This window comes from Leptobacterium flavescens, assembly GCF_010671605.1.
In the GTDB taxonomy this organism is placed as follows: Bacteria; Bacteroidota; Bacteroidia; order Flavobacteriales; family Flavobacteriaceae; genus Leptobacterium; species Leptobacterium flavescens.
In genome coordinates, this window is record NZ_JAABOO010000001.1 from 97,405 (window position 1) to 111,731 (window position 14,327).

General features: G+C 41.3%; 12 protein-coding genes. 9 read left to right on the forward strand and 3 right to left on the reverse strand.

The genetic code is table 11. The features are described from left to right. The first annotated feature begins 235 nt into the window (after nt 1-235). From GWK08_RS00405 to GWK08_RS00415, 3 genes are all read left to right on the forward strand, one after another. Nucleotides 236-553 (forward strand): STAS/SEC14 domain-containing protein, encoded by a 318-nt coding sequence (locus GWK08_RS00405; protein WP_163604922.1) that lies wholly within the window; start codon nt 236-238, stop codon nt 551-553. A 64-nt stretch (nt 554-617) separates the two neighbouring features. Further along, a complete protein-coding gene (locus GWK08_RS00410) occupies nt 618-983 on the forward strand; it encodes an STAS/SEC14 domain-containing protein (protein WP_163604923.1) in 366 nt (121 codons plus the stop codon). A 239-nt stretch (nt 984-1,222) separates the two neighbouring features. Further along, complete coding sequence (locus tag GWK08_RS00415) at nt 1,223-1,612, forward strand: SpoIIAA family protein (protein WP_163604924.1); 390 nt, start codon at nt 1,223-1,225, stop codon at nt 1,610-1,612. Here GWK08_RS00415 and hutH read toward each other — a convergent pair. Together hutH and GWK08_RS00425 are read right to left on the reverse strand one after the other, a co-directional pair. Next, nucleotides 1,609-3,102, reverse strand: a complete 1,494-nt coding sequence (gene hutH, locus GWK08_RS00420) for a histidine ammonia-lyase (RefSeq protein ID WP_163604925.1) — start codon at nt 3,100-3,102, stop codon at nt 1,609-1,611. The two genes, GWK08_RS00415 and hutH, sit on opposite strands and share 4 nt — an antisense overlap. 56 nt (nt 3,103-3,158) lie before the next feature. Beyond that, a complete protein-coding gene (locus GWK08_RS00425; RefSeq protein WP_163604926.1) occupies nt 3,159-4,712 on the reverse strand; it encodes an NAD(P)H-hydrate dehydratase in 1,554 nt (517 codons plus the stop codon). A gap of 307 nt (nt 4,713-5,019) precedes the next feature. On the opposite strand from GWK08_RS00425, the gene thrA reads away from it, so the two are divergent. From thrA to thrC, 3 genes are read left to right on the forward strand one after another with little or no spacing between them, the layout of a single operon-like run. Then, nucleotides 5,020-7,467, forward strand: coding sequence for a bifunctional aspartate kinase/homoserine dehydrogenase I (thrA, locus tag GWK08_RS00430; protein ID WP_163604927.1), 2,448 nt, complete (start codon nt 5,020-5,022; stop codon nt 7,465-7,467). Nucleotides 7,468-7,470: 3 nt separating this feature from the next. Further along, the gene (locus GWK08_RS00435) at nt 7,471-8,397 is read left to right on the forward strand and encodes a homoserine kinase (RefSeq protein ID WP_163604929.1); all 927 of its coding nucleotides are present in this window, start codon (nt 7,471-7,473) and stop codon (nt 8,395-8,397) included. Continuing rightward, the gene (gene thrC, locus GWK08_RS00440) at nt 8,394-9,695 is read left to right on the forward strand and encodes a threonine synthase (RefSeq protein WP_163604930.1); all 1,302 of its coding nucleotides are present in this window, start codon (nt 8,394-8,396) and stop codon (nt 9,693-9,695) included. The genes GWK08_RS00435 and thrC overlap by 4 nt, the downstream gene beginning before the upstream one ends. On the opposite strand, the gene GWK08_RS00445 is transcribed toward thrC, so the two are convergent. Beyond that, nucleotides 9,682-11,298 (reverse strand): aminopeptidase P N-terminal domain-containing protein, encoded by a 1,617-nt coding sequence (locus GWK08_RS00445; protein WP_163604931.1) that lies wholly within the window; start codon nt 11,296-11,298, stop codon nt 9,682-9,684. The genes thrC and GWK08_RS00445 overlap by 14 nt on opposite strands. Nucleotides 11,299-11,457: 159 nt before the next feature. Between GWK08_RS00445 and gcvT the strand changes: the two genes are divergently transcribed. From gcvT to GWK08_RS00460, 3 genes are read left to right on the forward strand one after another with little or no spacing between them, the layout of a single operon-like run. After that, nucleotides 11,458-12,531, forward strand: coding sequence for a glycine cleavage system aminomethyltransferase GcvT (gcvT, locus tag GWK08_RS00450; RefSeq protein ID WP_163604932.1), 1,074 nt, complete (start codon nt 11,458-11,460; stop codon nt 12,529-12,531). A gap of 3 nt (nt 12,532-12,534) precedes the next feature. Then, nucleotides 12,535-13,446: a glutaminase gene (locus GWK08_RS00455; protein ID WP_163604933.1), complete on the forward strand. Its 912-nt coding sequence runs from the start codon at nt 12,535-12,537 to the stop codon at nt 13,444-13,446. A 9-nt stretch (nt 13,447-13,455) separates the two neighbouring features. Further along, on the forward strand, nt 13,456-14,277 hold the full coding sequence (locus GWK08_RS00460) for a sugar nucleotide-binding protein (protein WP_163604935.1): 822 nt from the start codon (nt 13,456-13,458) through the stop codon (nt 14,275-14,277). Nucleotides 14,278-14,327: the final 50 nt, after the last annotated feature.

Here is a 14,327-nt window from a genome sequence, read left to right on the forward strand (position 1 = left end):
CTCGCGGGAATTTTAGTTAAAGTTCCCGCGTTTTTTTATTTTCCCTTCAGAAAAGAATAACTCCTTCCGAAAGAAATTCAAAGAATAAATATCATCTTTCATCTATTATTTTTCAAGCTTCTTTCTATTTAGATTAATTTTAATTTAGAAATTAATCCCGTATCTGTTGGAATGTAATAATTGCATAAAAACGTACAAGCTGGAGATCGGAGAAGTATGTGTTTATCAAAATTATATGGTCGCACAATTAAACGAAGGAATAACACTTACGCTGGAGCGTTCTCTTGAGCTTATCGGTATCTCTGAAGTACATTTCAGAAATACGGATTTCGCATATATTACGGTAAGGCGAAATTCATATGCAGTCGATCCAACAATATACACTCATATTAAGGAATTAAAACACCTTAAAGCATTTGCCATAGTATCGCAAAAGAAAATGGACAAACACAATTTTAAGATTGAAAAACATTTCTTCGGCAATAATAAACCTATGGGGATATTCAATGAGTTTGACAATGCGCTGGAATGGATAAATACGATTATGCGATGAGTAAAAGTTGTAAATTTTTGAATTTAAAAATAAATATTATTTTAGTCTCATAAACCCCCCACTAATGAGTAAAAAAGTTGACTTGGAGTTTGGCTCCGTCGAGTTTTACGACAGCTTTGCTGTTGGTGTAATTAACGAAGGTGTCGACCTTAAATCTTGTGAAAACAAATATTTGCTTAACACCTTCGAAAACGAATACAAAAACAAGCCGTTTGGCTTTATTTCCAACCGAATTCACTCCTATTCAGTAGACCCGACCGTTTATAAGGAAACCTCAGAATTAAAAAACCTGGTGGCCATTGCCGTAGTGATGTCCAACCCGGTACAACGCCTTAGTGTTGAGATCGAAAAGCTGTTTTTTGATAAACCTTTTGAGTATTTTATGGATCTTGAAGAAGCAAAAAATTGGATCAAAACAAGGGTTCAATAAAAATTACTTCTCTTTTTCAAAGTTTTTTCTTAAATTAATGGTACAAAATTGTTATATCTGTAAAATAGCGATGTAATACAACGACTTTTATATTCGTTTCATCGAGAATTATCTTTTTATATACTACAAAGGTAGTTTTATCAGTTCTTAACAAGAACTTTACCAAAAATTCGGTCCCTCACAGAATTTAGTAATTAACCACCATTACCAATTAAATAACACCGCATAAAAATGTTATTATGGAAAAGGTTTATTCACTTAATTTCGGGAACCTCATTTTTTATGAGAATTATGTAGTATCCATTGTCAACGAAGGTGTTGAGTTTAAGAAGGAGGAGAATGATGTATTGCTCCAGATCGCGAGAAAACACTTCGGAAATATCCCCTATGGTTTTATCTCCTACAGAATGTATTCGTATTCTGTAGATCCAATGGTATATAAAGAATCATCACAGGAAGAAAATATAAAGGCCATCGCCATAGTAAGTTCTAAAGAGGTCAATAACCTTTCTTTTGAAATAGAAAAGTTATTCTTCTCCAAAGAACTTCAGCACTTCGAACAACTGGATGAAGCCGTTAACTGGATTAAAAACATTCTGGATTCCTACAGACCCAAAAAGGCCATTTAATTAACCTGACATTCCTTCAGGAAACTAATTGCCTTGCTTATATCGTCGTGCAGAACCCTGTCCTGCTCAACGAAGGGCACCTTTTGTGTAAAGCTGTGAAGGAAATCTTCCAGGAATGGCGAACTCTTTAGCGGTCTTCTGAAATTTATTGCCTGAGAAGCATTCATAAGTTCAATAGCCAGGATACGCTCTACATTTTCCAGGACGCGATAACATTTAGTAGCCGCATTGGCTCCCATACTTACATGGTCTTCCTGTCCGTTAGAAGAAACAATAGAATCTATACTGGAAGGAGTAGCCAGCTGTTTATTAAGACTTACAATACTGGCAGCTGTATACTGAGGGATCATCAAACCTGAATTCAATCCCGGATCATTCACAAGGAAGGCCGGTAAATTACGTAGTCCGGATACCAGCTGAAAGATCCTGCGCTCTGAAATGTTCCCAAGCTCTGCCATGGCAATTGCCAGATAATCCAGTGTAAGTGCCAGAGGTTGCCCGTGGAAGTTACCTCCCGACAGGATCTCATCCTCTTCTACAAAAATATTGGGATTATCGGTTACGGCATTTATCTCTACCCTGAAAGTTTCATGAACAAAAGCAATAGTGTCTTTGGTAGCACCGTGAACCTGAGGGATACATCTGAAAGAATACGGATCCTGCACATGCTTTTTCTCCTGCTCAATGATCTCGCTCCCCTTCAGGAACTTTTTAATATTCTCTGCGGTCTGCAACTGCCCTTTATGAGGCCTTACCTGATGGATCTTATGATCAAAAGGCTCTATCCTGCCCATAAAGGCATCCAAAGAAATACTCCCTATCAGATCTGCCAGATAAGAAAGCCTTAAGGATTTATTCAGAAGATAAGTTCCGTATGCACTCATAAACTGGGTTCCGTTAAGAAGCGCCAGTCCTTCCTTGGCCTCAAGTTGGATAGCTTCCCATCCGAAGTGCTCCAGTATTTCATTACTCTGCCTGATCTTTCCTTCAAAATACACCTCTCCTCTTCCCAATAACGGAAGGGCCAGGTGGGCCAATGGAGCCAGGTCGCCCGATGCACCCAGGGATCCTTGTGTATAGACCACCGGCAAAATATCCTTATTAAAGAAATCTACCAGGCGCTGCACCGTTACAAGTTGTACTCCGCTATGTCCGTAGCTAAGCGACTGAATTTTCAGGAGAAGCATCAGTTTTACGATCTCCTGCGGTACTTTATCGCCCGTACCACATGCATGAGACATTACAAGGTTCTCCTGTAGCTGAGTTAAATGCTCTCTTGAGATCTTAACGTTACAAAGCGAACCAAATCCCGTATTGATCCCATAAACAGGTTCCTTCTGGCTTTTTAATTTTTCATCCAGATAGTTACGGCATTTTACAATATTGGAAATTGCTTCCTCAGATAAAGCAATTGTTTTTTTATTGGTGATGATATCGTCGATAAGATCGATATCAATTACTTCTTTATTTATATAATGTGTCTTATTCATTGGCTGTAAAAAACATTCGTCAAAATTCTGTTTTTCCCTTAAGATTTACAAGAAAATTATGAGTTGTTTTCATTCTGATCCTGGCTTTGAGCAGCTTGGGGTTCCTGCTGAAAGAGATCCAGGTATGCATCCCCTATAAAATCTCCGATCTCTGTTGCTGTAAGAGCCTGGTATCCCGTTTTAATAACTGCAAGATCTCCCGCCTTCCCATGAAGGTAAGTTCCAAAGATCGTTGCAACCAGCGGTTCATATCCCTGCGAGATAAGTCCGGTGATAATTCCGGTCAGTACATCTCCGCTTCCCGCCGTGGCCATTCCCGGATTCCCTGTATTATTGATATAAAGTTTATCTGCATCAACAACAATAGAATGAGCGCCTTTTATAAGGAGTATAAGCTTGTATTTCTTACTAAAAGCCTTCGCTTTCTTCAGTTTGTCAAAATCGTCTTTCCACTTTCCTATCAATCTTTCCAATTCTCCGGGATGTGGCGTTAAAACAGTTCTCCCGGGAAGCAGCTTTAAAAGCTCTTTATTTTTTGACAATATATTGAGTGCATCGGCATCTACCACCAAAGGGGTTTTATTCTCTTTGAGGAATTTCTCCAGTGCATCAGCGGTCTTCTCATGTGTTCCTATTCCCGGGCCGATACCAATAACGGTGGGCTCAATATCAAAACTGATATCCCCTATAAACTTTTCCTCTTCATCGGTAATGACCATGATCTCCGGTAAGGCAGTCTGTACGATCTCATATCCGCATTCCGGGATATAGGATGTTACCAGTCCGCCTCCCGATTTAAGACAGGCCTCCGAACTTAGAAGTGCTGCTCCTATCTTTCCATAACTCCCTCCTATCATCAGGCTGTGTCCGTAAGTTCCTTTATGAGAGAATTTATCTCTGGGGATATACATCGGCAATACCTCAAACTTATCGATAAGCTCGGCACCTGCTTCGGCCCTGAACATATATTCAGGATCGAGGCCAATATCCAGAGCTTCCCACTGATTGGCATAAACACCGGTCTCCGGCAAAAAGAAGATCAGTTTGGGAGCCTGAAAACTCAAAACATAATTCGCGCGGATGACCGTTTCCTTGTTTTCCGGCACTCCATCCATATACAATCCGGAAGGAACATCAACAGCCAGTGTAAAGGCTCTGCTGCTGTTAATATAAGTGATCAATTCTGCAGTGCATCCTTCCGGCGGACGGTTAAGGCCTATCCCAAAAATCGCATCCACCACAATATCTTCTTTTGCTATCTGCGGAAAGTCTTCAACACAATTGATGAATTTTGGCCAGTGCTTCACATCCTTGATCCTATCCAGATTTAACAGGAAATCCTTGGATCTGTCTTCGCTAAAATTAGCTATGTAGGCTTCCACATTGTAACCATGGGTAATTAAATGTCTGGCAATGACCAACCCGTCTCCTCCATTATTCCTTACCCCACAGAATACATGAATTTTAACCTGAGCCCCCTGTAAACGGGAATGCAACCAGTTAAAAACAGCCGTTCCTGCCCTTTCCATAAGCTCGTCACTTGAAATATTTTGTTTTTCTATTGTGAATTTATCAGCTGCGTATATCTGTTCTCTGGTAAAAATCTTCATTCTTCAAAAAAATTACATCTAAATTGTTAATTCGGTAAAAATGAGCAAAATGTTTTTTTAACTGGGTAAAAGTACTACTTTTGAACCGATATTCTTATCATAAATGCACGGCATTGTAAACATATCAGATATCCTTAAAAGTACCATTCTTACTATCGGTACAGGCTCTGCTATTTTAGGCGGTGTATTCACCATTACTTCCATTACCCCATCCGGGGTTTAGTTTGCACATATCATCTGTTCGTATAGTCCGTTTTTTCAAACGGCACATCACTCATATTAAATTCTAATTACATACTTATTTGTCATGAAAGTTTTAAAATTTGGAGGAACTTCAGTTGCAAATGCAGAAAATATCAAACTGGTAAAGGAAATTGCCAGAGAAGCATCGGAGAAAGAAAAAATAGTAGTCGTCGTTTCGGCTCTTGGAGGTGTAACCGACCTTCTTCTGCAAACGGCTCAGCTGGCCTCCGTTCAGGATGAAAATTACAGGGAGAAGCTTCAGCATATCGAAGACAGGCATATAGATACCATAAGAGATCTTATTCCTCCCGGAGCTCAGAGCAAAGTGCTTGCTCAGGTAAAAAAATCATTAAACGATCTGGAGACGCTTCTGGACGGAGCCTTTATGATCGGAGAAACTACTGCAAAACTCCTGGATAAGATCGTTAGCTACGGTGAGTTGCTTTCTTCTTTTATTATTAATGAATACTTTGTATCGGAAGCTCTGGATAGCATCCGCAAGGATTCGCGCTTCCTTATCAAAACCAATGAAGATTACGGAAAGGCAAGTGTGGATTTCCGCGCTACGGCCGAATTATGCGAAAATTATTTCGGGACGGTTACTTATCGTATTATCGTAGTTCCGGGCTTTGTAGCTTCTTCCGGAAACAGGAATACCACTACCCTGGGTCGCGGCGGATCCGATTATTCAGCAGCTATTATTGCTGCGGTTATCGAAGCCAGTTCCCTGGAGATATGGACAGATGTCAGCGGAATGTATACGGCCAATCCCAAATGGGTGAAGCAGGCTTTTGCCATTCCTAATATCTCCTATAAAGAAGCCCTGGAACTTTCTCATTTCGGAGCTAAGGTACTTTATCCTCCTACGGTGCAACCTGTACTGGACAAGGAGATCCCTATTCAAATTAAAAACACTTTTAAACCTTCCGAAGAAGGAACCCTCATTACCAAAAGTTCCAATGGGAAGAATAAACCGGTACGGGGGATCAGTCATATTAACAATGTCGGACTTTTATCACTGGAAGGTACCGGGATGATTGGAGTACCCGGAGTTTCCAAAAGGCTTTTCGAAGCTTTATCTCTTGCCGGTATTAGTGTGATCCTGATCACTCAGGCCTCTTCCGAACATTCTATTTGCCTCGGAATAAGCAATGATGAGATAGAGAACGCCAGAGACGTTATTGACGAAGTCTTTGCTTTCGAAATATCCCTGGGAAAGATCAGGCCCTGCACCATCGAGAAGAAGCTTGCCGTTATTGCCCTGGTTGGAGATAATATGAAAAGTCATCAGGGGCTTAGTGGAAAGATGTTCAGCGCCCTTGGGAAGAATAATGTCAATATAAGGGCCATTGCACAGGGTGCTTCCGAAAGGAATATTTCTGCAGTCATCAATGAGAATGATGTAAAGAAAGCATTGAACACCTTACACGAGCGTTTCTTTGAAGACCATGTAAAACAACTTAACCTGTTTGTCATGGGCGTTGGAAATGTGGGAGGTAAATTCCTCGGTCAGATCTCCAAGCAGTGTAAATACCTCAGGGAGCAGCTCCAACTGAACATCAGGGTGGTTGCGCTTTCCAATTCAAGAACCATGGTCTTTAACGAAGAAGGCCTCTCGCTGGAGAACTGGGAACAGGAACTTCAAAAAGGTGACAAGGCCAACAGAGAAGATTTCTTCAGTAAAGTAAAAGAGCTGAACCTCCGCAATAGTATTTTTGTGGATAATACCGCCAGCGATGAAGTTGCTGGGAGTTATTCTTCTTACCTAAAGAACAGCATCGCTGTAGTTACCTGTAATAAGATAGCCTGTTCTTCTGCTTTTGAAAGTTATATCGATCTTAAAAAACTGGCGCGTAAATACAGTGCCCCCTTTCTTTTCGAGACCAACGTGGGTGCAGGGCTGCCGATAATCGATACCCTGAAGAACCTGATCGCCTCCGGGGATCAAGTCAATAAGATCCAGGCCGTTCTGTCGGGTAGTCTGAACTTTATCTTCAATAATTTTAATGATAAAGCCTCCTTCTCCGATATCGTGGAACAGGCCCGGGATGAAGGGTATACGGAACCCGATCCGAAAATCGATCTCAGTGGGATTGATGTAATGAGAAAGATCCTTATCCTTGCCAGGGAAAGCGGTTATGAAATGGAAATAGATGATATAAAAAACGAGTCTTTCCTGCCGGAGGAATGTATTAAAACGGAAGCAGTAGAAGATTTTTTTGCTTCCCTGAATAAGCATTCGGGTCATTTTGAAAAACTCTATTCCAAAGCAGAAAGCAAAGGATGCAGGTTAAAATACGTTGCTCAATTTGAAAAAGGAAAAGCTAAAGTAGGTTTGCAGCATATTCCGGCAGACCACCCTTTTTACAATCTGGAAGGAAAAGACAATATAGTTCTCTTTCATACAGACAGGTATACAGATCAGCCACTGATCATCAAGGGAGCCGGAGCCGGCGCAGAAGTAACTGCATCTGGAATTTTTGCAGATATCATAAGAATCGGTAACTTTTAACGCATGGAACAAATTCGAATTTTCTGCCCGGCTACCGTGGCAAATATTTCCTGTGGATTTGATGTATTGGGGCTTTGCCTGGATACTATAGGAGATGAAATGATTATCAGAAAAACATCCCGGAAAGGAATACACATCAGTAAAATAAGCGGGCAATCCCTCCCGACGGATCCTCATAAAAACGTTGCGGGAGTAGCAGCAATGGCTATGCTGAAAAATTTAAATACCGATAACGGTTTTGAGATAGAAATACAGAAGAACATCAAAGCAGGAAGCGGAATCGGTAGCAGCGCAGCAAGCGCGGCCGGGGCGGTTTACGGGATCAATAAACTTATGGGATCTCCGTTCGGTACTTCCGAGATGGTAGCTTTTGCCATGGAAGGAGAGCAACTGGCCTCGGGAGCTTTACATGCAGATAATGTAGCTCCTGCCCTTTTTGGCGGATTTACTCTGGTGAGGAGTTATGACCCTCTCGATATTGTGAAGATCCACTGTCCGGGTGAGTTGGCAGTAGCTGTTATACACCCTCAGATTGAAGTAAAAACTTCAGATGCGAGAGCGGTACTCAAAAAGAATATCCCCCTTAAAAGTGCTATCCGGCAATGGGGAAATCTGGGCGGACTAATAAGTGGTCTGTATACGGAAGATTACGAATTGATCTCCCGTTCTTTGCACGATGAAATTGTGGAGCCTCACAGGAGTGTTCTTATTCCGGCTTTTAAAGAACTTAAGGAAGCTGCTGCATTGAACGGAGCACTCGGAAGTGGGATCTCCGGTTCGGGTCCTTCTGTCTTTGCCCTTTGTAAAGGAGAAAAAACTGCCCGTAAAGTAGCGGATGCGATGAAAAAAGTATATAGCAAAACCGGAGTGGCGCACGAATTACACATTTCAAAAATAAATCCCGAGGGAATAAAAATATTAGATCGATGAACTATTTCAGTTTAAACCACAACGCACCTGTGGCAAGCTTTAAACAAGCTGTAATACAAGGACTGGCACCAGACAAAGGACTTTATTTCCCTGAGTCCATCCAGCCTTTAGATAAGGAATTCTTTAGAAACATCGATACCTTTTCAGAGGAGGAGATCGCTTTCGAAGCTATAAAGCAATTTGCGCTTTCCGATATTCCGGAAGCAGATCTGAAGCAGATCATTAAGGATACACTTTCTTTTGATTTCCCTTTGGTGAACATAGAAAGTAACATCAGTAGTCTGGAGCTTTTTCACGGACCAACCATGGCATTTAAAGATGTAGGCGCCAGGTTTATGGCCAGATGCCTGGGATACTTTAACAGACATAACTCTTCTTCTACAGTAACCGTTTTGGTTGCTACTTCGGGAGATACAGGCGGAGCCGTAGCCAACGGCTTTCTCAATGTAAAAGGTGTAAATGTCGTTATTCTATATCCTTCGGGTAAGGTAAGTGATATACAGGAGAAACAGCTTACTACCCTGGGGGCCAATATAAGGGCACTGGAAGTAAACGGTACTTTTGACGATTGTCAGGATATGGTGAAGAATGCTTTTCTGGATGAAGACCTGAAGTCTGTTAAACTCACTTCTGCCAATTCCATCAATATTGCCCGTTGGTTACCACAGATGTTTTATTTCTTCTTTGCCTACAGAGCTTTAAAAAAACAGGGCAAAGAAGTGGTGTTTTCGGTTCCTAGCGGAAACTTCGGAAATATTTGTGCAGGGATGATGGCCCATAAACTAGGGCTTCCTATCAGACACTTTGTTGCTGCTACCAATATAAACGACATTGTTCCCAATTATCTGAAAAGCGGGCACTATGAACCCAGGGCATCAAGATCTACGATCTCCAATGCTATGGATGTCGGGAACCCCAGTAATTTCATACGTATACAGCAGCTTAGCGGAAATGATCTGAACAGCTTAAAAAGTATCTTTTCTTCCTATAGTTTTACGGATGAAGAAACCAGAACAGCTATGAAAAAAGTATACGATACCTGCGGTTATATTTGCGATCCGCACGGAGCGGTAGGCTACCTCGGGTTAAAAAGATTCCTGGATGAGCATCCCGGATATTCGGGTGTTTTCCTGGAAACCGCACATCCGGTAAAATTCCTGGATACGGTAGAAACTACCCTGAACACTAAAGTAAATATCCCTGAACAGATACAGAAGATCATGAACAGGGATAAAGTAAGTCTTAAAATTGATACCTATAAGGAACTGAAACAGTTTCTCAGTATTAATCCAGCTTAGGTAACACAAAATCATCCAGCGGACTCTTTTGTGCCATCATTTTTTCGATGTCCTCAACCTTTCTGGGAGCCATTTCGGAAAGGTTGACAGGGCCGTCTTTTGTAATAAGGATATCATCTTCAATCCTCACGGCAATGCCCCACCATTTTTTATCGCAATCACTTCCTTCCGGAATATAGATCCCCGGTTCTACAGTGATAACGGTATTCTCCTTAAAAGCCCCATAAGTTCCTTTATCGTGAACATCCAGCCCCAGGTAGTGCGATGTTCCATGAGGGAAATACTTTCTTACCTCACTCTCAGATTTAATGATCCCGAGTTCCAGAAGCCCTTCGGTAATTACTTTCTGAGCTGCTCTTCCGGGAGCAAAGAAAGGAGCTCCAACCACAGAGGCCTTTATTCCTGCTTCCTGTGCATTGTACACAATCTCGTAAATGGCCTTTTGTTCAGGATTGAACTTTCCATTAGCCGGAATGGTCCGGGTTACATCGGCGGTATAGCCGTGATACTCCGCTCCAAGATCCATAAGAACCAGGTCATCTCCCACTTTGGGCTTATTATTTTCAATATAGTGAAGGATACATCCGTTGTTCCCCCCTCCTACTATCGAAGGATATCCTTCATACTCTGCACCGTATTTCTTGTATACATACTCATGCACTCCCTGGATCTCTGTTTCCGACATATTTGGGTGCATCGCTTTCATTACTTCTATCTGTCCTACTGCAGAGATCTCAACTGCTTTTTTGAGCAATTTTAATTCCTCCTCTGTCTTGGTCTCCCTTAAGGTGTTCATGATCTGTCCCAACAAACCGGAATCCAGGTTATTAGACGTCAGTACCAGGCTGATACGTTCTCTGAGTTCCTTGCGCTTGGTATCGTCTGTGGAATTCATATAATCGGCCAGTAATTTATCAGATCTCAGTTCCGAATTAAAACTGAGGAATCTTCCGAGGTCGCGTCTTACATTCGCTTCGTCTGCAGGTTCAGCTTCGGAAATAAGCTGATACAATCTCTGCTTTGTCGGATTGTAATCTGAAGGGTAATTTGCCTTCTCCTTAAACACTTTGATCAGATCGAAAAGATCGGCACCATCTCTGGTGTTTCTTACATCATTTTGAAAGTTAAAGAACATCACCTTATCCATCGCTCTGAAATCGACATTGGTATCCTTAAAATCCTCTCCGTTAAATACCATGGAAAAATCCAGTTTTTCCTTTACTCCTTCCACACCAAGACGCCTTCCGTTCCACTGCTCTGCCCGTGGATCGCGCTTTTGCACATAGATCATTTCATTATAGCTTTCTCCGGACGCAGAAGACTGGTCATCAGAGAAAATAAGCAATACTGCATTGGGCTCATTATATCCGGTTAAATAGTAAAAATCAGGATCCTGATGATAGATATAATCCACGTCATTCGATCTGTTCCTCACCGGACTGGCAAAAAACACAGCTACACTGTTCTTAGGCATTTTGGCCCTCACTGCTTCCCTTCTCCCCTTGTGAAAATCTGAAGTCAGGTAATCGGTCGGAAGATCCTGGGCATTCAGGCCCGAAAAGATGAACAGGAAAGCAAAAACAAAGTGATATTTTAGTCTCATTAAAATTGGTTTTAAGGCCCAAATTAATAATTCTCTTTCAAAATGTGATCCATTTGTTATTCTATTAACAACTTTTTATTGAAATCATCTTATTTAAAGAAGACAGAAATTGTATTTTTTCAATAAATTAGCCCCGCTTTATAAGAAATCAATAAACAAATGAAAAACACTGCATTAACAGATGTACATATAGCGCTCGGAGCCAAGATGGTTCCTTTTGCAGGCTATAATATGCCCGTTCAGTATGAGGGGGTGAATATCGAACACGAAACAGTCCGTTCCGGGGTTGGGGTTTTCGACGTAAGTCATATGGGCGAGTTTCTTGTAAAAGGGCCAAATGCACTTGCTCTTATTCAGAAAGTTTGCAGTAATGACGCCAGTAAATTAACGGACGGGAAAGCTCAGTATAGCTGTTTTCCTAACGAAGAAGGAGGTATTGTAGACGATCTGATCGTATACAGGATCAAAGAAGAAGAATATCTTTTGGTCGTAAACGCTTCCAATATAGAAAAAGACTGGGAGTGGATCAGTAAACACAACGATGCCGGAGCAGAACTGGTTAATATTTCAGATGATTTTTCTCTTTTGGCTATTCAGGGACCAAAGACTTCTGAGGTGATACAGGAGCTTACATCCGTAGACCTGAATGCCATTAAATTCTACAATTTTGAAGTAGGGGATTTTGCCGGGATCGACAATGTGATCATCTCCGCAACCGGATATACTGGGAGTGGTGGATTTGAGATCTACTGCCACAACGAACATGCAAAGCAGATATGGGATAAATTAATGGAACTCGATATCAAACCTATTGGTCTTGCCGCCAGGGATACACTTCGCCTGGAAATGGGATATTGCCTGTACGGGAATGATATAGATGATACGACTTCCCCGCTTGAAGCCGGACTTGGGTGGATCACAAAATTCACCAAAGACTTCATCAACTCGGAAGCTCTTAAAAAACAGAAGGAACACGGACCTGAGCGAAAGCTTATTGCTTTCGAACTTACCGAAAGAGGTATTCCGCGTCAGGGATATGATATTGTAGACGGGAACGGAAAAAAACTGGGAGAAGTAACCAGTGGTACCATGTCTCCATCTCTCGGAAAAGGTATAGGTCTGGGCTATGTTCCGGTTATTTTTTCTGAAGAAGGAAGTAATATCAATATCCAGATCAGGAAAAATGCTGTTCCTGCAAAAGTGGTAAAACTTCCCTTTTACAAAAATAAATAGGTCATGGATTTTCAGAGTGTTTTAGACGAAATATACGAACAGGTAAAACAATCTGAAAACAGAGGCACAGTAGCATCATATATTCCCGAATTAGGTAAGGTAGATCCTTCCAAATTCGGGATATATCTTTTAGATCACGATAAAAAAGGCTATGAAGCGGGAGATGCGAATGAGCGTTTTTCCATTCAGAGTATCTCCAAGGTTCTGGCCCTAAGCCAGGCATTTGGTTTAGAAGGGCCCGATATCTGGAAGCGCGTGGATGTGGAACCTTCGGGAGATCCTTTTAATTTCCTGTCTCTTTTGGAGCTTGAAAAAGGAATTCCGCGTAACCCTCTGATCAATGCAGGGGCGCTGGTAATCTGCGATATACTGATCTCTCACCTGAAAGATCCCAAACAGGATTTTTTGAACTATGTAAGATCGCTGGCAAATGACGATTCGATCGATTATGATGAAAAGGTAGCTCAGTCGGAGAAAAAGACCGGTTTCCGGAATGTAGCTGCTGCCAATCTTCTGAAATCTTTCGGAAATATACATAACGATGTGTCTGATGTCCTAGACTTTTACTTTTATCAGTGTTCGCTTTCCATGTCCTGTAAACAACTGGCAAATACTTTTTTCTTCTTTGCCAACAGAGGTAAATGTATCAGGGGTCACGAGTTTCTCAATCTCAGTCAGATAAAGCGTATAAATGCCATTATGCTTAGTTGTGGTTTTTATGATGAAGCAGGAGAATTTGCGTTTCGGGTAGGTTTACCCGGAAAGAGTGGTGTTGGAGGTGGTATCGTTGCTGTCCATCCCGAAAAATATTGCATAGTAACCTGGGCTCCCGGCCTGAATGCCAAAGGAAATTCGGCAATGGGAATGCAGGCACTGGAGCAATTTACGAGCAGGACCGGCCTGTCAATCTTTTAAATCTCTCTTTTGGCTAGGATACTTATATTAGGAGGTAGTGGTTTTATAGGAAATGTACTCTACAAAGAGTTGTGTTCCTACTTCGATACCTATGCCACCTATTTTACCAATAAGTCCTTTTCGGAGAATCAGCATTTCTTCAATTTTGATTTTGAGCGGGAAGGACTGGAAAATATCCTTAAAGAGGTAAAACCCACACATATTATTTCCTGTATAAGAGGGAATTTTGAAGGACAGATAGAATTACATCACGAAATTGCTTCCTATATTCACAAAAGAAGGTGCAAAATTATTTTTCTCTCCTCTGCAAACGTCTTTGATGCCTTCAGTAATTATCCATCGTATGAATACGATAAAACATTATCTGAAAGTATTTACGGGAAATTAAAAATAAAGATCGAGAACACTTTTCTCAATCTGAGCACTTCTAATTATGTCATTGCCCGGCTTCCTATGGTCTTTGGCTATAATTCTCCCCGGATCAGAGAATTAAAAGATCATATCAAAAGAAAAGAAGCTTATGAGATCTTCCCTAATCTGGTCATGAATGTCACTACGGCAGATAAGCTTGCTCAGCAACTACACTATATTATCAACAGGAATAAAGGAGGTATTTTTCACCTCGGAAGTCACGATCTTATCCATCACGACGAATTCATAAAGGACATTGCTAAAAGCCTGGGGTATGAGCGACCGCTTTTTAAGAACGTGTACACCTCAAACTTCGATCGTTTCCTGGCGGTTTTACCCAAATACAATATTCTCCCAAAGCATTTACGCATAGAGAGCCATGAGGTAATTGAACACAGTTGTGCCAGGTTGAAAAAATAGGATTTTCTCTCTTATAAATTCATACATTTACAGGAACGCTATTTATATCT

Bases quoted from the DNA above. Each gene is read 5' to 3' on its own strand.
- GWK08_RS00405 (WP_163604922.1), top strand. From the start codon at position 236: ATGGTCGCACAATTAAACGAAGGAATAACACTTACGCTGGAGCGTTCT.
- GWK08_RS00410 (WP_163604923.1), top strand. From the start codon at position 618: ATGAGTAAAAAAGTTGACTTGGAGTTTGGCTCCGTCGAGTTTTACGAC.
- GWK08_RS00415 (WP_163604924.1), top strand. From the start codon at position 1,223: ATGGAAAAGGTTTATTCACTTAATTTCGGGAACCTCATTTTTTATGAG.
- hutH (WP_163604925.1), bottom strand. From the start codon at position 3,102: ATGAATAAGACACATTATATAAATAAAGAAGTAATTGATATCGATCTT.
- GWK08_RS00425 (WP_163604926.1), bottom strand. From the start codon at position 4,712: ATGAAGATTTTTACCAGAGAACAGATATACGCAGCTGATAAATTCACA.
- thrA (WP_163604927.1), top strand. From the start codon at position 5,020: ATGAAAGTTTTAAAATTTGGAGGAACTTCAGTTGCAAATGCAGAAAAT.
- GWK08_RS00435 (WP_163604929.1), top strand. From the start codon at position 7,471: ATGGAACAAATTCGAATTTTCTGCCCGGCTACCGTGGCAAATATTTCC.
- thrC (WP_163604930.1), top strand. From the start codon at position 8,394: ATGAACTATTTCAGTTTAAACCACAACGCACCTGTGGCAAGCTTTAAA.
- GWK08_RS00445 (WP_163604931.1), bottom strand. From the start codon at position 11,298: ATGAGACTAAAATATCACTTTGTTTTTGCTTTCCTGTTCATCTTTTCG.
- gcvT (WP_163604932.1), top strand. From the start codon at position 11,458: ATGAAAAACACTGCATTAACAGATGTACATATAGCGCTCGGAGCCAAG.
- GWK08_RS00455 (WP_163604933.1), top strand. From the start codon at position 12,535: ATGGATTTTCAGAGTGTTTTAGACGAAATATACGAACAGGTAAAACAA.